This window comes from Pseudarthrobacter sp. LMD1-1-1.1 (assembly GCF_040676255.1).
In the GTDB taxonomy this organism is placed as follows: Bacteria; Actinomycetota; Actinomycetes; order Actinomycetales; family Micrococcaceae; genus Arthrobacter.
In genome coordinates this window covers 221129-236183 of record NZ_JBEGHP010000024.1, presented here as the reverse complement: position 1 = coordinate 236183, position 15055 = coordinate 221129, and the positions used below count along the sequence as shown (strand labels likewise).

Annotated in this window: 18 protein-coding genes and 1 riboswitch; of the genes, 8 read left to right on the top strand and 10 right to left on the bottom strand. The window is 69.6% G+C overall.

From position 1 onward, the window contains the following. Positions 1-80: 80 nt before the first annotated feature. Positions 81-1529, top strand: coding sequence for an MFS transporter (locus MRBLMD1_RS17520; RefSeq protein WP_364401925.1), 1449 nt, complete (start codon positions 81-83; stop codon positions 1527-1529). Here MRBLMD1_RS17520 and MRBLMD1_RS17515 read toward each other — a convergent pair. Continuing rightward, positions 1501-2235, bottom strand: a complete 735-nt coding sequence (locus tag MRBLMD1_RS17515) for an SAM-dependent methyltransferase (RefSeq protein WP_159629793.1) — start codon at positions 2233-2235, stop codon at positions 1501-1503. The two genes, MRBLMD1_RS17520 and MRBLMD1_RS17515, sit on opposite strands and share 29 nt — an antisense overlap. 318 nt (positions 2236-2553) lie before the next feature. Between MRBLMD1_RS17515 and MRBLMD1_RS17510 the strand changes: the two genes are divergently transcribed. Further along, a complete protein-coding gene (locus MRBLMD1_RS17510; RefSeq protein WP_159629795.1) occupies positions 2554-4455 on the top strand; it encodes a DEAD/DEAH box helicase in 1902 nt (633 codons plus the stop codon). A 57-nt stretch (positions 4456-4512) separates the two neighbouring features. Here the strand turns inward: MRBLMD1_RS17510 and MRBLMD1_RS17505 are convergent, their stop codons facing one another. From MRBLMD1_RS17505 to MRBLMD1_RS17475, 7 genes are all read right to left on the bottom strand, one after another. Beyond that, positions 4513-5163, bottom strand: coding sequence for an MBL fold metallo-hydrolase (locus tag MRBLMD1_RS17505; RefSeq protein WP_159629797.1), 651 nt, complete (start codon positions 5161-5163; stop codon positions 4513-4515). A 5-nt stretch (positions 5164-5168) separates the two neighbouring features. Further along, on the bottom strand, positions 5169-5486 hold the full coding sequence (locus tag MRBLMD1_RS17500; RefSeq protein WP_159629799.1) for a putative quinol monooxygenase: 318 nt from the start codon (positions 5484-5486) through the stop codon (positions 5169-5171). A gap of 55 nt (positions 5487-5541) precedes the next feature. Continuing rightward, the gene (locus MRBLMD1_RS17495; RefSeq protein WP_159629801.1) at positions 5542-6570 is read right to left on the bottom strand and encodes an aldo/keto reductase; all 1029 of its coding nucleotides are present in this window, start codon (positions 6568-6570) and stop codon (positions 5542-5544) included. 31 nt (positions 6571-6601) lie between these two features. Then, positions 6602-7228 (bottom strand): nucleoside/nucleotide kinase family protein, encoded by a 627-nt coding sequence (locus tag MRBLMD1_RS17490; RefSeq protein ID WP_159629803.1) that lies wholly within the window; start codon positions 7226-7228, stop codon positions 6602-6604. Positions 7229-7237: 9 nt separating this feature from the next. After that, positions 7238-7603, bottom strand: a complete 366-nt coding sequence (locus MRBLMD1_RS17485; RefSeq protein WP_364402347.1) for a DMT family transporter — start codon at positions 7601-7603, stop codon at positions 7238-7240. Beyond that, positions 7603-7926 carry a DMT family transporter gene (locus tag MRBLMD1_RS17480; RefSeq protein WP_307491734.1) on the bottom strand — a complete coding sequence of 108 codons (324 nt, stop codon included), beginning with the start codon at positions 7924-7926 and terminating at the stop codon, positions 7603-7605. The genes MRBLMD1_RS17485 and MRBLMD1_RS17480 overlap by 1 nt, the downstream gene beginning before the upstream one ends. Positions 7927-7935: 9 nt before the next feature. Further along, positions 7936-8001: riboswitch (guanidine-III (ykkC-III) riboswitch) on the bottom strand. Positions 8002-8071: 70 nt separating this feature from the next. Further along, entirely contained in the window at positions 8072-8641 is a 570-nt protein-coding gene (locus tag MRBLMD1_RS17475) for a HutD family protein (protein ID WP_364401918.1), read from the bottom strand. A gap of 105 nt (positions 8642-8746) precedes the next feature. On the opposite strand from MRBLMD1_RS17475, the gene MRBLMD1_RS17470 reads away from it, so the two are divergent. Together MRBLMD1_RS17470 and MRBLMD1_RS17465 are read left to right on the top strand one after the other, a co-directional pair. Beyond that, entirely contained in the window at positions 8747-9358 is a 612-nt protein-coding gene (locus tag MRBLMD1_RS17470) for a phosphoribosylanthranilate isomerase (RefSeq protein WP_364401916.1), read from the top strand. 112 nt (positions 9359-9470) lie between these two features. Beyond that, on the top strand, positions 9471-9887 hold the full coding sequence (locus tag MRBLMD1_RS17465) for a YccF domain-containing protein (RefSeq protein WP_364401913.1): 417 nt from the start codon (positions 9471-9473) through the stop codon (positions 9885-9887). Between the two features lie 51 nt (positions 9888-9938). On the opposite strand, the gene MRBLMD1_RS17460 is transcribed toward MRBLMD1_RS17465, so the two are convergent. After that, positions 9939-10748: a 2-phosphosulfolactate phosphatase gene (locus MRBLMD1_RS17460; protein ID WP_364401910.1), complete on the bottom strand. Its 810-nt coding sequence runs from the start codon at positions 10746-10748 to the stop codon at positions 9939-9941. After that, positions 10745-11614, bottom strand: coding sequence for a DUF4031 domain-containing protein (locus MRBLMD1_RS17455; protein WP_364401907.1), 870 nt, complete (start codon positions 11612-11614; stop codon positions 10745-10747). The genes MRBLMD1_RS17460 and MRBLMD1_RS17455 overlap by 4 nt, the downstream gene beginning before the upstream one ends. Before the next feature lie 117 nt (positions 11615-11731). On the opposite strand from MRBLMD1_RS17455, the gene MRBLMD1_RS17450 reads away from it, so the two are divergent. The 4 genes from MRBLMD1_RS17450 to MRBLMD1_RS17435 are packed head-to-tail and all read left to right on the top strand — an operon-like array spanning position 11732 to position 15025. After that, complete coding sequence (locus MRBLMD1_RS17450) at positions 11732-12142, top strand: TOBE domain-containing protein (protein ID WP_275180710.1); 411 nt, start codon at positions 11732-11734, stop codon at positions 12140-12142. Continuing rightward, entirely contained in the window at positions 12139-13068 is a 930-nt protein-coding gene (gene modA / locus MRBLMD1_RS17445; protein WP_364401903.1) for a molybdate ABC transporter substrate-binding protein, read from the top strand. Before MRBLMD1_RS17450 ends, modA begins: the two co-directional genes overlap by 4 nt. Then, positions 13068-13952 (top strand): ABC transporter permease, encoded by an 885-nt coding sequence (locus MRBLMD1_RS17440; RefSeq protein ID WP_364402344.1) that lies wholly within the window; start codon positions 13068-13070, stop codon positions 13950-13952. The genes modA and MRBLMD1_RS17440 overlap by 1 nt, the downstream gene beginning before the upstream one ends. Continuing rightward, the gene (locus MRBLMD1_RS17435; RefSeq protein ID WP_364401900.1) at positions 13949-15025 is read left to right on the top strand and encodes a sulfate/molybdate ABC transporter ATP-binding protein; all 1077 of its coding nucleotides are present in this window, start codon (positions 13949-13951) and stop codon (positions 15023-15025) included. The genes MRBLMD1_RS17440 and MRBLMD1_RS17435 overlap by 4 nt, the downstream gene beginning before the upstream one ends. Positions 15026-15055 lie beyond the last annotated feature (30 nt).

Here is a 15055-nt window from a genome sequence, read left to right as displayed (position 1 = left end):
TTGGGAGTCCGGGGCAGCCATGTGAGGAAGGGCAGCCGGGCCACCTCGGGTGCGCGATCACAACTTGGTTAGGAACCGCTGTGCAGGACTCCACGCTCCCGGGAACCCGCGACGCCGCCGGGATCTTCCGGCCCCCATACCTTTGGGTGACCGTGGGAACCTGCGCCCTGGTGTTCCTGGCCGCCTTCGAATCGCTTGCCGTGACCACCATCATGCCGCTGGTCAGCCGGGAGTTGAACGGTGGAAGCCTTTACGCGCTGGCCTTTGCGGGGCCCATGGCCACGGGCGTGATCGGCATGGTGGGGGCCGGAAACTGGTCAGACCGCCGCGGGCCCGCCGCGCCGCTGTACGCCTCCGTAGCGCTGTTCGTGCTGGGCCTGTTCATCGCGGGCACCTCGTTTACCATGCCCATGCTCGTCGCCGGCCGCCTGGTGCAGGGTCTTGGCGGCGGCGCCCTTACCGTCGCGCTCTACGTGCTCGTGGCGCGGTTCTTCCCAGGCCAGCTGCACGCGAGGATCTTCGCTGCCTTCTCGGCGGCCTGGGTGGTCCCGTCCCTGGTGGGACCCTTCGCGGCAGGGGTGGTGGCGCAGGTCTTCAGCTGGCACTGGGTGTTCCTGGGCGTGGTTGGCCTGGTCATTCCGGCGCTGGCGATGATCGTGCCGGTGCTGCGCGGGCTGGACGGGCCCGACGCGGAGGGCCGGCCGGCCGGGCCGGGCCAACCCGAAGAAGCCGCAGCGCCGTGGGCCCTGGGCCGGCTGGGTTGGGCGGCACTGGCCGCGCTTGCGGTGCTGGGGCTGAATCTTTCCGCGGACGCCAGCATCCCCGCCTTCCCGGGAGCCACGGCACTCCTGGCGCTCGCCGCCGTCGTTGTTGCCCTGGTGGCCGTGCGTCCGCTGGTGCCCTCCGGTACCCTCGCCGCCCGCCGCGGCCTGCCCAGCGTGATCCTGGCGCGTGGGCTTGCGTCTGCCTCGTTCTTCGGCGCCGAGGTCTACCTTCCATATCTCCTGATCGACCAGTATTCGTTCCCGCCCACACTGGCCGGGCTGACCCTCACCGGCGGCGCGCTCGCTTGGGCGGGGGCCGCCGCCGTACAGGGCCGTATGGGCACACGGCTGCCGCACCGCCGCGCCGTCCAGGCCGGATCGCTCATGGTCCTGGCCGCGATAACCCTGGCCCTGGCCACCACTGCCTTGCATTGGCCGCCCGCCACCGCCATCGCGGGCTGGGTGCTGGCAGGGGGCGGCATGGGCCTGCTCTACCCGCGCCTGAGCGTGATGACCCTGGCGCTGTCCACCAAGGAGAACGAGGGCTTCAACAGCTCCGCCATGTCCATCTCGGACTCCCTGGGCGGCGCGCTGTCGCTGGCCACCACGGGGATTGTCTTCGCGGCATTCACGACGCCGGTCCAGTCCTTCGCGGGGGTCTTCGCCTTCACTGCCGCCATCGGGGTCGCCGCGGTCCTGGTGGCGCCGCGCGTCACCACCGGGGGCGCGCCGGCGGCTAGGGAAGGCGGGTGGCGCGCACGATGACGTCGGCGATGGTGGCCTCCTGCCCTTCCGGCCCGGTCACTGGGCGCTCCCGGCTGGTGAGGACCTCCACCTGCCATCCGGGCTGATCCAGTCCCAGTTCCTGCACCAGCTGGTCCCCTGTGTAGAACATGCCTTCATGGTGGTGCCCCGGACCCCACGGCGGCAGCCGGTCCGGGTGGTGCCCAACCACCAGCAGCGTTCCACCCGGTTTGACGGCCGAGGCCGCGGTGCGCAGCGGGATCCGCCAGTCCAGCTCCTGGGAATGCAGGAACTGCGACGTCACCAGGTCGTAGGCATCTCCCGGCTGCCACTGCGTCAGGTCCGCCAGCTGCCAGGTAATCCGGCTTTCCATAGTGCCGTTCGAGGCGTGCACGCTTTCCCGCGCCAGTTCGGCCAGCTCATGGGAGCGGGCCCGTTCCAGGGCAACGGCGGAGACGTCGACGGCGGTCACGGACCAGCCTTGCTGCGCCAGCCAGATAGCGTCGGCGCCTTCGCCGCATCCCAGTTCCAGCGCCTTCCCGGGCCGCAGGCCACCGGCCTCCCGGACCAGCTGCGGGTTCGGCTTCCCGCTCCACAGCCTTGCTTTGCTGCGGTACCTCTCGTCCCAGGCGGAAGCCGTGTCAATGCCGCCGCCGCCCCCGTCCGGCGACCCGCCGTCGTCGTGCGCGTGCCCTTCGTGCTGCTGCGTTTCCTGGTGCTCGCTCATGCCTCAACATTGCCCGGCCGTGCCCCCGAAGGCAACGCCGACGATGGGTTCCGGGCGCAGGGATGCTAGACTGGAGGAACTTGATGTGCAGTGATGCCGCCTGCTCCGGATCTGGAGGTTCCTTTCCAGGGAGTGGGCTTTCTTCATGTGAGAGGCACATCCTGCGTCGATGAACGCGTTCCATTTGGTCCCGGCCGGCTGTCCTGATTTACAGCGCCCGGTTGATCACCTGACTTTTCTTCGGCGAAACCCCTGGTCCAACCGGCATCGGGGGCCGATATCCGCCTGGATACCGCCAGAAAGACCGTAAAAAACTACATGACTACTTTTGCTGCCCTCGGTACTCCCAAGGCCCTTGCAGACACCCTTACCGCCCAGGGAATCGTTGAACCGTTCCCCATCCAGGTGAAGACCCTTCCGGACACGCTGTCCGGCCGTGACGTCCTGGGCAGGGGCCGGACCGGATCCGGTAAAACCATTGCTTTCGCTATCCCGCTTGTAGCAAGACTCGCTGAGCGGGAAGCCAAGCACTTCCGCAAGCCCGGCCGCCCCATGGGCCTGGTCCTGGCACCCACCCGTGAACTGGCAACCCAGATCAACGCCACCATCGAGCCGCTGGCCAAGGCCGCCGGCCTGAACACCACCGTGATCTACGGCGGCATCTCCCAGGCCCGTCAGGAAAAGGCGCTGCGCGCCGGCGTCGACATCGTCATCGCCTGCCCCGGCCGCCTGGAGGACCTGATCCGCCAGCGCATCCTCACCCTTGAAGCGGTGGAGATCACCGTCCTGGACGAGGCCGACCACATGGCCGACCTCGGCTTCCTGCCGGTGGTCAAGAAGCTCATGGACATGACCCCCAGCGAGGGCCAGCGCCTGCTCTTCTCCGCCACCCTGGACAACGGCGTGGACAAGATCGTCCAGCGCTACCTGTCCAACCCGCTCACCCACTCCGTGGACGATCCGCAGGCAGCGGTAACCACCATGGAGCACCACGTGCTGGTGGTCAACGACCAGACCGTCAAGAAGCAACTGATCGTGGAGCTCGCCTCCGGCGCCGGCCGCCGCGTCCTGTTCATGCGGACAAAGCACCACGCCCGCAAGCTGGCCAAGACCCTGACCGACGCCGGGATCCCCGCCGTGGACCTGCACGGCAACCTCTCCCAGAATGCGCGTGACCGCAACCTGGCCGAGTTCTCCAACGGCGACGTCCGCGTCCTGGTGGCAACAGACGTCGCCGCCCGCGGTGTGCACGTCGACGACGTCGAACTGGTCATCCACGTGGACCCGCCCACCGAGCACAAGGCGTACCTGCACCGTTCAGGCCGCACCGCGCGTGCCGGTTCCGACGGCACCGTGGTCACGCTGACCCTGCCCGAACAGCAGGCCGACGTGAAGAAGCTCATGAAGGCCGCCGGCGTGGACGTCAGCTTCGAGCGCGTCACGGCCAGCTCACCCATCGTGGCTGAACTGGTTGGCGACATTGCGGAGAAGGTTGACCCCCGCACCCGTGCCGCGCTCCTGGCAGCCAAAGCCCCCAAGCAGGGCGGCGGCACCTCCACCGGAGCCAACGCGGAGCGCAAGCGTGCACGCCGCCAGGCTGCTCCCACCACCGGTGGGCGTGGCGGACGTAGTGGACGCGGCAAGGTTTCGGCCGAATCCGCCCGCAGCGACGCCACCCGCGCCGAGCGCCGGGCTGTCGCCTTCGAAGGCCGCACGGAAGCCCGTGCAGCATTCGACCGCAATGCCGAGCAGAACGAGGACCGCGCAGTGGCAGCAGCCGCTGCCCGCCGCAACGCCCGCGGCCGCGGCACGGCTTCCACGCACCGCAACGACGTTCCCGCAGCAGGTGGCCGCTCATCGGCCGGCCGCGGATCGAACGGACGTGCAGCCGAGGGCCGCACCGATTCCCGGATCACCCGCAGCGACGCTCCCCGCGGCGGCACCGGACGCCCCGCCACCGGCGGACGTCCTGCCTCGGGCGGTGGCCAGCGCAGCGGGCGCCCCGCAACCGGCCAGCGCGCCGCAGCGGGTACCTCCGGCCAGCGCTCCGGCGCAACCGGCGGAAGCAAGGCAGTCTGGTCCTCCAACACCGGCGGAACCTCGGGAGGCTCCTACGGTTCCGGCAGCGGCAGTTCAGGCAACGGCGGCTCGGGCCGTCCCGCCCGCAGCGGCCCCCGCCGCGCGTCCGCACCGGCGTCGAACGAGCGCCGCGGCCGCTAGAAGTGCCTCTTGAGCGGGCCCGCCTTTTAGGTGGGCCCGCTCAGCCGTTTAAGGGATCTACCAGCCGCGGGCGCGCCACTCGTCGAGGTGCGGCCGCTCGGCACCCAGCGTGGTGGGCTTGCCGTGCCCGGGATGGACGACGGCGGTGTCCGGGTAGGCGCCGAACAGCCGCTCTGCGACGTCGGACAGGAGCTGGTTGAACCGTTCAGGGTCCTTGTCCGTGTTGCCCACGCCGCCCGGGAACAGCGAGTCACCCGAGAAGATGTGGGCCGGGCCGTCCGGGTCCTGGTACACGAAGGCGATGGAGCCGGGCGTATGGCCGCGCAGGTGCACGGCCGTTATGTCGAAGCCATCGAAGTTGCCCACGTCGCCGTGGCTGAGCCGAACGTCCACCGGGACCGGCAGCGCATCGGCGTCGTCCGCCCCTGCTGCCGTCCGCGCCCCCGTGGCTTCCACCAGTTCCTTCAGGGCCCGCACGTGGTCCCAATGCTGGTGGGTGGTGGCCACCAGGGCAAGCCGCGGGGCTGCAGAGGTGTCCGCAGCCCCGTCCGCCAGCAGTTGGCGGATGGCCGGGAGGTCGTCAGCGGCATCAATCAGCACCTGCGCGCCGCTTTCCTTGGCGGTCAGCAGGTACACGTTGTTGTCCATCCCGCTGACGGAGATGCTGCGGATGGTCAGGGCCGGCAGGTCATATCGAAGTGAGTCCATGATCGTCAGCCCGCGGACGGCTGCAGGTCAAGCGGCATGGTGGTGGAGTAGACCTGCTTGGACGGCGGGCCGGCCAGGATCTCGTGCAGCGCGCTCTTGCCTTCCGGCGTGTTCCGCCAGGCGGCGTAGTCGTCGTGGTCCTGCGTGGTGGCCCACGTTTCCACCACCAGGATGTGGCACGGGTCCGCGTCGTCAACGAGAGCCTCGATCCCCTGGTTGCCGGGCCACGCCCGGGTGGCGGCCAAGGTCTCGGAGAGGAACTTGGCGGCGTCCTCCCGGCGGGCGGGATCGATCTGGACTTCAAAATGGACGATGGCAGTCATGGGGCTCCTAGGGGTATTGGTCAAAATACGGTGTGATGGCTTCGGCAAACGCGCCCTATTCCCGCCCCTCGGACACCCACGTGGGGTCCGCGGAACGGGAGCCGACGACGGCATCAGACGCTGCGTCCAGCGCCTGCAGGTGCGCCGGGGTGAGCTCCAGGGCAAGTGCGCCGAGGTTTTCGTCAATCCGGGCGGCCTTGCGGGTGCCGGGGATGGGAACGACCGGCAGGCCGAGCCGCTTGCCCTGTGCCAGCAGCCAGGCCAGGGCCACCTGCGCCGGCGTGGCGTTGAGCTGGTCGGCCACGGACCGGACGGCGTCCACCACGGCCTGGTTGGCGCCTGCGGCGTCCGGAGCGAAACGGGGGATGTTGCGCCGGAAATCCTTGGCGCCCAGGCTTGACGTGTCCACGGTTCCGGTGAGGAAGCCGCGGCCCAGCGGGGAGTACGGGACGAAGCCGACGCCCAGGCCGGCGGCGGCCGGAACCACGTTGCGTTCCACGTCCCGGCTCCAGATGGACCATTCGCTTTGGACCGCCGCGATCGGGTGGACCGCCGACGCATCCCGCAGTTCCTGTGCCGTCACTTCGGACAGGCCCAGGTGCTTGACCTTTCCCTGCTTGACCAGCTCGGCCATGGCCCCCACGGTCTCCTCGATGGGGACGCGGACATCGCGGCGGTGCATGTAATAGAGGTCGATCACCTCGGTGCCCAGCCGCTGCAGGCTCCGGTCCACGGCCTCGCGCACATACCCGGCGTCGCCGCGGATATCCGTGTAGCCGTCCGTGGGCGTTCCCACCAGCGCGAACTTGGTGGCCAGCTGGACTTCGTCCCGCCGGTCCTTGAGCAGCTGTGAAATGAGTTCCTCATTGCTGCCGCCGCCGTAGATGTCCGCGGTGTCGAGGAAGCTGACCCCGGCGTCGACGGCGTGGTGCAGGGTCTGCAGTGCCTCGGCAGGGTCCACCTCGCCGTAGACCGGCGTGAGGGCCATGCCGCCGAAGCCCAGGCGGCTGACGGTCAGTCCGTCGCCGAGCTGGACAGTTCCCGCGGCTTCAGGGGTGCCGGGTTCAGTGGGTGCGTTTGCCATGGTTCTCCTGTTCGTTTCCTGCTTTTGAAAATTACAGCCAAGGTAGGACGCGGTCCGCCGCCGGGCGCGTGGCCTGGATCAGCCGGGCATTGGCTTCATCGGGTCCATTGGCCCAGGCGACCGCTGCGTCCCGTTCCATGCCGAACGAGATGTGCCGGTCCACCAGCCGCTGCAGCCGGAGCGCGGGCGGGGTTTCGAGGAACCACACCTCGTCCAGCTGCGCCCGCACCTCCTTCCACGGCTCCTGGTCCGCCAGCAGGTAGTTGCCCTCCGTAATCACCAGTGGGACCTCGGCCGGGACGGCGATGGAGGCGGCCACCGGCTCGTCCAGGGTGCGCCGGAACTCCGGTGCGTACACCACTGCCTCGTCCCGCTGCGCCAGACGCCGCAGCAGCGAAAGGTAGCCGCCGGCGTCGAACGTATCAATGGCTCCCTTGCGCTGACGGAGCGGGGTCCCCTCGATGATCGCGTTGCCCAGGTGGAAGCCGTCCATCGGCACCACTACCGAGGTTCCGGGGCTGAACTGCTCCTGCAGCCAGGCGGCAAAGGTGGACTTGCCGGATCCCGGCGCCCCGGCGATGCCCAGGATGGTGCGCGTTCCGGGCAGCAGCCGGCGCCGCAGCGTATCCACGGCCATGGCGATCTCGGGGGAGTGCATGGCAAAAGCCTAGTCACCGCTGCGCACCCGCGGCGCATTTTTTTGGGCCGGCAACACCTTCAGGCCCGCGGCGCAGCCCACGATCCCCGCAATGAACAGCAGCTTCACCACGCTGAAGGGTTCGACGCCGGTGGCCATCGCCCAGCCCACCGTCAACGCGGCGCCGATGCCCACCCATACGGCGTAGGCGGTGCCCAGCGGGATGCTCCGGATGGCCATGCCGAGTCCCACCATGCTGAGCGTGGCGGTGACGGCGAAGACGATGGTGGGCACGGGCCGGGTGAAGCCGTCGGACAGGCCGAGCGCGGTGGCCCAGACCGCCTCCAGGACGGCCGAGGCCAGCAGCACCAGCCATGGAAGGCCGCGCTTCACCATCACGCCACCACCTTGAGGCCGACCACGCACGCGGCGATGCCGGACAGCAGCAGCAGGCGCGCCGCCGTCGGACGTTCAACCCTGCTGGCCATCGCGTAGGCGGAGGTGAGGACCACGCCCACGCCCACCCACACGGCGTAGGCCGTACCGGTGGGGATGGACTGCATGGCCACCGCAAGCCCGCCGGTGCTGGCGGCCACGGCCACCAGGAACAGGGCAGCGGGGGCAACCCGCCGGCGTCCGGAAGCCTGGGAAGCACGGTGCAGGGCGGCGGCCCAGACTGCCTCCAGCGCCCCGGAAATAATGAGGATTATCCACGACATGACAGTTCCTTTGGCCAGTCTTGTCGCGTGCCGGGTACTGAACCGTCGTCCGGAGGCCCCGGTGCGGAGCCTTGAATTCCAAGGTAGCAAGGCACGACGGCGGGTTCCACCGTTGGTGCCCAAGCCCACCACCTGGCGGCGGCAGTCAGCCCGTGGGGCCGTTCGGGTCGATGGACACCACGGCCAGGAAGCCGCGGCCGAGGATTTCCGGGGAATCGCTGCCTGAGCCCACTACTGCGTCGTAACGGCCCAGGTCCAGCGGTTCCCCAGCGCTGTCGCTGACCTTCGCCTGTCCCTGCAACAGCACCCCGAGCTGCCCCTCGAACACGGGGTGGGCGCGCTTTTTGGACAGCTCAATAATGGAGGTAAAGCCCTTGAACGCCCCGGTCCGGGTGATGACGTTGAGGTCGCGGATGTCGCCCGTGGGCAGTTTGGCCCCGGTGGCGGCGCCGCCGTCGAACCGGAACGGACGGTACTTCTCCAGGGGCTGCTCCGCGCCGTCCACGGTGAGGAGCAGCAGCTCGCCCTCTATGACGGTCAGGACGCGCTCCATGCCCGGAAAAGGCGAAAATTCGCCTGCCTTGGTGACGTCCGCGATGCTCAACCGCCAGTCCCAGCCGCCGTCGGCTGAAGCCTGGCGGGCAATTTCCCTGGTCACCCCGCCGCCGTTGCGCCATGGTTCGGCCTTAAGGTCAGCGAAGCGGATGATCTGCATCAGCCCAGCCTAGTTCCCCGCCATGGCCGCTCGTCGCAGTTGTGTCCGGTCCCTGCTAATCTCCTCCGGGGGGTCAACACGAAAACAGCCTGAAGGAGCCCGGGAATGTTCGTCAAAGTGTGTGGTCTCAGCACGCCCGAATCTGTCCGCGAAGCAGTGGACGCCGGCGCAGACGCCGTGGGGTTCGTCCTCACCGCCAGCCCCCGGGTCGTCTCGCCGTCGCAGGTGGCCTCCCTGCTGGCGGGGGTTCCGGACGGCGTCACCCCGATCGGAGTCTTCCGCGACGAGCCCGTCGCCGATGCCATCGCCATTGCCCGGGCCGCGGGCCTTGAGTGGATCCAGTTGCATGGTGACCGGTTACGCGCAGACGTGGCAACAGTGCACGACGCCGGCATGAAGCTGGTCAGGGCCATCACCATGGGTGCCGGCCAGGACGAGTTCGAAGACTGGGGTGAGGACCTGCTCCTGATCGATGCCGCCGTGCCGGGCTCCGGTGAGTCCTGGGATTACTCCTCCGTGGCATCCCTGCCCGTGCTTCAGGGACGGAACTGGCTGCTCGCCGGCGGCCTTGAAGCGGCGAACGTCGGCCAGGCAGCAGCCGCCGCGCATGCCTGGGGCGTGGATGTTTCCTCCGGCGTTGAAGCGACCCGCGGCGTGAAGGACCTGGCCAAGGTCCGGGCGTTCGTCCAGGCTGCAAAAGCGGCTGCCACAGTTTAGCGGCGGGCGGCTCCGTGGACCGGGCGGCTGCGGGTCAGGGCAGGATCAGGGATGTCCCCCATCTTTTAGCCGAAGGGCCTTTTTGTCAGGGGGTCGAGGGCACAATGGGTGCATGAAGACACTTCTGAACATCATCTGGCTGGTTTTCGGCGGCTTGTGGCTGGCCCTGGGCTACTTCCTCGCAGGTGTGGTCTGCTGCCTGCTGATCGTCACCATCCCGTGGGGCATTGCCTCATTCCGGATCGCTGCCTACACGCTGTGGCCGTTTGGCCGGATGGTGGTGGACAAGCCCGGCGGCACAGGTGTCTTCCCGCTGCTGGGCAACGTGATCTGGCTGCTGGTGGCCGGGATCTGGATTGCCATTGGACATGTGGTCACAGCGTTCGCCATGGCTGTGACCATCGTTGGCATCCCGCTGGCCATCGCCAACCTCAAGCTCATTCCGGTGTCCCTGATGCCGCTGGGGAAGCAGATCGTGCCCAGCACCACGCCGTTTGCGAGCACCTATCCCGTCAGGACCTACCGCTAGGCAGGACGTACAGCCTGGCAGGACGTACAGCCAGGCAGGACTGCCGTCCCGTCACAGCGGGCGGAACGCCCCGTCCCGCAGGATGGCTGCCGAGTCGCTGTCATCCAGTTCAGCGGCGATGTCCACGTCCTCCGCGTAGCCGGCCCCTGAAAGTTCCCGGCCACTGGCGCACTGCTGGAGCGTTTCGCGCAGGCGCGGCTCGGCCGCTTCGAAGACAGCCATGGCCGCCACGGCCTCCGGAGCATAGCCGTGCCTGCCGTCCCCGGCCTCATAGCCGCCCTTGCCGGCGGCCACCAGTCCTGCGATGAAAGCTCCGGCTCCGATCTGGTCCTCCACGGCAGGGCGGAGGGTGCCGTCCGGCCAGCGTTCGCCCGCGGCGACCACCGCCACCACGGCGTCGCCGGGAAGATTGGCGGCCACCCAGTCTGCCGTGGCCGCGGCATTCCGGAGGCATACTGCGGCCACCAGGGGCACTTCGGCCGCCAGGGCGTGGCAGAGTTCAGAACCGTTGGGGGAGGGCAGGACCAGCCGTTCCAGCGAGGCTGCCGCGCGGAGGCTGGCGGGGGACAGGCTCAGCCCGCCGCCGTTCCGGGGGCCTGCCAGCTGGGCCTGGTGGTGGGCGGCGAAGTCCTCTGCGGTGGTGTCCCGCCAGCGGTACGGGAAAACGTCGGCGGACCGGTCCAGTGCCACGCTGACGCAGGTGCCGAAGGACAGGACGTCCACCACCACGGCGATGTCGGCGCCGGCGGCCACCGTCCTGCCCCCTTCCAGACCCCAGTCCAGCCGCACGGTGAAGGGCAGCTGCCGGTGCGCCGCGTTGGCGGAGTATGTGTGCCGGGGGCTGCTGCCGGGCGCGTTCACTGCAATTCGCCGTTCAGGTTGCGGTGCGCGGCGTCCTGCCACAGTTCTTTGGCCCGCTGGTGGTGGAAGAGCGGGTCCAGTTCCAGCAGGTGCCGGACGACGGCGGCCCGGCCGGCTGCGAAGTCGGCGTCGCCGATGTGCGCGTAGTCCTTCCGCACGGCAGCTGCGTAGCGGGCGTATTCCTCGGGTTCGCCGCCGAGAATCGAGAGGTCGGCGTCGCAGAGGAGTGCGCCGTCGTCGTCACCCGGTTCCGGCCGGTGGTCCGAGGTCAGCCGGACCAGGCGCGCCACTTCCGCCACCTCTGCCTCCGGAAGGCAGGCGTCGGCAAGCCGTTCCTCCGCCAAGCGTGCCGACTCCTCCTCATCCATGCCGGCTGCCCCGCGGTACACGGCGTCGTGGAACCAGGCAGCCAGCAGTACTGTCCGGGGCGCTTCAGCCGGTTCGGTGAGCAGGTCCAGCGCCTCCAGTACGGACAGCAGGTGGGTGCAGCCGTGGTAGTGCCGGTGCGGTTCGCTCCAGCGGTCCAGCAGGTCCAGGAACAGGGCGTCGTGGCCTGGCATGATGGCTTCCCAGCGGTTCAGGAGGGGGACCTTTAGTGACTTGTTCCGCCGGCGTGCCGGGATCCGCAGCCCGCTGGCAATGAGCCTGCGGACCAGCACCCGGCCCTCCACCGGAACCGCTCCCGCCGCCACCAGGTCATCAAAGCGGCGTTCCGGCACATCGTAGTGGTCGCCGTCGAACGCCCGCTCCGGGATCCCCGCGGCGGCAGCGAACGCGTGCAGCTCGTCCAGGGATGCGTCCGAGACCAGGTGCGAAAAGTGTGTTCCGTGTGCAGGCCACAGCGGCGGGTCGATGTAGATGGCCATGCAAGGAGTCTAGTGCTGCCCTTCCGTCGAACGCCGTGCAGCCACGCGGCCCATTCACGACCGCTCCTGCGTCTTAAAACGTGCCACCAACCCTCATTTGCGGGCTAGAATCGCCGAATGGCACTTATCCGCGTTTCAGAGGCCGCCCGTTTCCTGGGGGTGAGCGACGATACCGTCCGCCGGTGGACGGAGCAGGGAACCCTCACCGCGCTGCGGGACCCCTCCGGCCGCCTGGCGGTGGACGGGTTGGAACTGGCAACGCACGCGCAGAAGCTCGCCCAGCTTCCCGATGACCCGAAGAGCGGCAGCAGTTCGGCGCGGAACCGGTTCGTGGGCCTGGTGACCAACGTCATCACGGACAAGGTCATGGCGCAGGTGGAACTGCAGTGCGGGCCCTTCCGGGTGGTCTCGCTGATGAGCAGCGAGGCCGTGCGTGAGCTGGGGCTGGAACCTGGTGCCGTGGCCACCGCCGTGGTCAAGGCAACGACCGTCATCATCGAGTCGCCGAAGGGCCGGGCCGCCGCATGAGCCGGCAACCCGTCCGGTCCGCGGCTTCCACCCTCCGGGCCGCCGTCCCCGCACTGGCCGTGCTGCTGCTTGCCGTCCTGTCAGGCTGTGCCCCGGCGGGCAGTCCGGACGCGGGAACAAGTGCCGGCACCGCCACCGGTTCCGGCACCAAACCGGCAGGCGCCATCACCGTTTTCGCGGCCGCCTCACTCAAGCAGACCTTTACCGAACTCGCGAGCACTTTTGAAACGGAACACCCGGGCGCCACGGTCACCTTGAGCTTCGCCGGGTCATCGGACCTTGCCAGCCAGATCAACCAGGGCGCGCCCGCTGACGTCTTCGCCTCCGCGGACACGGCCAACATGAAGAAGGTGCAGGACGCCGGCCTCACCGAGGGAGCGCCGGAGGACTTCGCCACCAACACCTTGGCCATCGCCGTGCCGCCGGGCAACCCGGCGAAGGTCGCATCCCTGCAGGACCTGGCCCGGCCGGGCATCAAGCTGGTGACCTGCGCCCGGCAGGTCCCCTGCGGGGCTGCCACAGCCAAAGTGGCGGAAGCGGCGGGCGTCGCGCTGAGCCCGGCCAGCGAGGAGAACGCGGTCACTGACGTCCTGGGCAAGGTCACCTCCGGTGAGGCGGATGCGGGGCTGGTCTACGGCACGGACATCAAGGCCGCCGGGACCAAAGTGGCAGGCATCCAGTTCCCGGAATCGGGGAGTGCGGTCAACACCTACCCGATTGCGGCCGTCGCCAACGGCCGGAACAAGGCCACCGCCCAGGCGTTCGTAGACCTGGTCACCAGTCCCGAGGGCCAGAAGGTCCTCGCCGCCGCGGGGTTCGGCCCGGCAGGATTCGGGCCGGACGGTTCCGGGTCAGCCACTTCCGGCCCGGGCAAATCCAGGCCAGCCAGTTCCGGGTCAGCCAGCTCCGGCCCGGGCAGCAAGTGATACAGCGGCCAGGGAGGCCACCCCAGGCGCGGCCGCGCACCCCAGCCGCCGCCTACTCCGGCATCCCCGCGTGGGTCCGTGCGCTGGCAGTCCTGGCGGCCGTCGTCGTCGTGCTTCCCCTGCTGGCGATGGTGCTGCGCGTTGACTGGGCGCAGTTCATCCCGCTGGTGACGTCGGAGCCGTCCCTGACGGCACTGGGGCTGAGCCTTCGGACCTCGGCGGCAAGCACCCTCCTGTGCATCCTGCTGGGGGTTCCCCTGGCCCTGGTCCTGGCCAGGGACTCCTTCCGGCTGCAGGGGCTGCTGCGCTCGCTGGTGCTCCTGCCCCTGGTGCTTCCCCCGGTGGTGGGCGGGATCGCCCTGCTCTACACGTTCGGCCGCCAAGGGCTGCTGGGGCACGCCCTGGAGGTGCTCGGGCTGCGCATCGCCTTCTCCACGACGGCGGTGGTCCTGGCGCAGACGTTCGTGGCGCTGCCTTTCCTGGTAGTGAGCCTGGAAGGGGCGCTTCGCACCTCCGGCTCCCGCTACGAGGCCGTGGCCGCAACGCTGGGCGCGCGCCCCGGCACCGTCTTCCGGCGCGTCACGCTCCCGCTGGTCCTGCCCGGACTGGCCTCCGGCGCGGTCCTGTCCTTCGCCCGCAGCCTGGGCGAGTTCGGCGCCACGCTGACGTTCGCGGGCAGCCTCCAGGGGGTTACCCGGACGCTGCCGCTGGAGATCTACCTGCAGCGGGAAACGGACCCGGACGCCGCCGTCGCGCTCTCCCTGGTGCTGGTGGCCGTCGCTGTCGCCGTGGTGGCGCTCGCATACCGGCAGCCGGCAGCGGCCCGTGCCGGAGCAGGGCAGCGGACGACGACGGCCGCACCGGCCGGAGGGGACGTCCGGTGACGCTGTCCTTCCAGGCGGCCGTGGCCGGGCGGGGTTTCGACGTGGACCTTGCCGTCCGGCCGGGTGAAACGGTGGCCGTCATGGGACCCAACGGCGCCGGCAAATCGACCCTGCTGGCCAGCATCGCGGGCCTGCTGCGGCCGGACAGCGGCCGCGCCGAACTCAACGGCAGGACGCTCTTTGACCTCGACGGCGGAAAGCCCTCCTGGGTACCTCCCCATCACCGCGGCACCGCCCTGCTCGCCCAGGAACCTCTGCTCTTTCCCCACCTGAGTGCGGTGGACAACGTCTCATTCGGGCCGCGCAGCGCCGGCGTCCCCAAGCGGGACGCGAAGGAACGTGCCCTGCGCTGGCTGGCGGAGGTGGAAGCGGAACACCTCGCCGGGCGCCGTCCCGCCGAACTCTCCGGCGGCCAGGCCCAGCGTGTTGCCGTGGCCCGCGCGCTCGCCGCGGACCCCGCACTCCTGCTGCTGGATGAGCCGCTGGCCGCCCTGGATATCCATTCCGCACCGCTGCTGCGCCGCCTCTTCAAACGGGTCCTCGCGGGCCGGCAGGCCATCATCGTCACGCACGATGTCCTGGACGCGCTGGTCCTTGCGGACCGCGTGGTCATCCTGGAAGACGGGAAGGTTGCAGAAGAGGGTCCCACGCGTGCCGTGCTGGAACGCCCGCGCAGCTCCTTTGCTGCCGGGCTTGCCGGACTGAACTTCATTCCCGGAACCCTCGACGGCGCCGGCGTGCGCACCAGCCAGGGCCTGCGGATCGCGGGGCGCGACGAAGATCTGGGCGGCTCCGGGGAACCCGGCCGGCTGCCCGGGCCGGGCGGTCCGGGCGTGGCCGTGTTCCCACCGTCGGCCGTGTCAGTGTTCCTCGACGACGCGCACGGAAGCCCGCGGAACTCGTTTGCCGTCACCATCACCGACCTCGAGCCCCATGGCGACCAGATCCGCGTCCGCGCCGGCAGCCTCGCCGCCGACATCACGCCGGCTGCCTCGGCGGACCTGGGCCTTGCTCCCGGGATGACGGTGCACTTCGTGGTCAAGGCCGCCGCCGTGTCTGTGTACGGCACGTAGCGCCAGGACCCGCCGGTGCGGGCCGGTGGG

Excerpts from the sequence above, each read along its gene's own strand:
- MRBLMD1_RS17490 (WP_159629803.1), bottom strand. The coding sequence starts at position 7,228 with ATGCACTCCCCCGAGATCGCCATGGCCGTGGATACGCTGCGGCGCCGG.
- MRBLMD1_RS17475 (WP_364401918.1), bottom strand. The coding sequence starts at position 8,641 with ATGCAGATCATCCGCTTCGCTGACCTTAAGGCCGAACCATGGCGCAAC.
- MRBLMD1_RS17505 (WP_159629797.1), bottom strand. The coding sequence starts at position 5,163 with ATGGACTCACTTCGATATGACCTGCCGGCCCTGACCATCCGCAGCATC.
- MRBLMD1_RS17455 (WP_364401907.1), bottom strand. The coding sequence starts at position 11,614 with ATGGCCATCTACATCGACCCGCCGCTGTGGCCTGCACACGGAACACAC.
- MRBLMD1_RS17480 (WP_307491734.1), bottom strand. The coding sequence starts at position 7,926 with ATGTCGTGGATAATCCTCATTATTTCCGGGGCGCTGGAGGCAGTCTGG.
- MRBLMD1_RS17515 (WP_159629793.1), bottom strand. The coding sequence starts at position 2,235 with ATGAGCGAGCACCAGGAAACGCAGCAGCACGAAGGGCACGCGCACGAC.
- MRBLMD1_RS17450 (WP_275180710.1), top strand. The coding sequence starts at position 11,732 with ATGGCACTTATCCGCGTTTCAGAGGCCGCCCGTTTCCTGGGGGTGAGC.
- MRBLMD1_RS17495 (WP_159629801.1), bottom strand. The coding sequence starts at position 6,570 with ATGGCAAACGCACCCACTGAACCCGGCACCCCTGAAGCCGCGGGAACT.
- MRBLMD1_RS17465 (WP_364401913.1), top strand. The coding sequence starts at position 9,471 with ATGAAGACACTTCTGAACATCATCTGGCTGGTTTTCGGCGGCTTGTGG.
- MRBLMD1_RS17510 (WP_159629795.1), top strand. The coding sequence starts at position 2,554 with ATGACTACTTTTGCTGCCCTCGGTACTCCCAAGGCCCTTGCAGACACC.
- MRBLMD1_RS17500 (WP_159629799.1), bottom strand. The coding sequence starts at position 5,486 with ATGACTGCCATCGTCCATTTTGAAGTCCAGATCGATCCCGCCCGCCGG.
- modA (WP_364401903.1), top strand. The coding sequence starts at position 12,139 with ATGAGCCGGCAACCCGTCCGGTCCGCGGCTTCCACCCTCCGGGCCGCC.
- MRBLMD1_RS17470 (WP_364401916.1), top strand. The coding sequence starts at position 8,747 with ATGTTCGTCAAAGTGTGTGGTCTCAGCACGCCCGAATCTGTCCGCGAA.
- MRBLMD1_RS17485 (WP_364402347.1), bottom strand. The coding sequence starts at position 7,603 with ATGGTGAAGCGCGGCCTTCCATGGCTGGTGCTGCTGGCCTCGGCCGTC.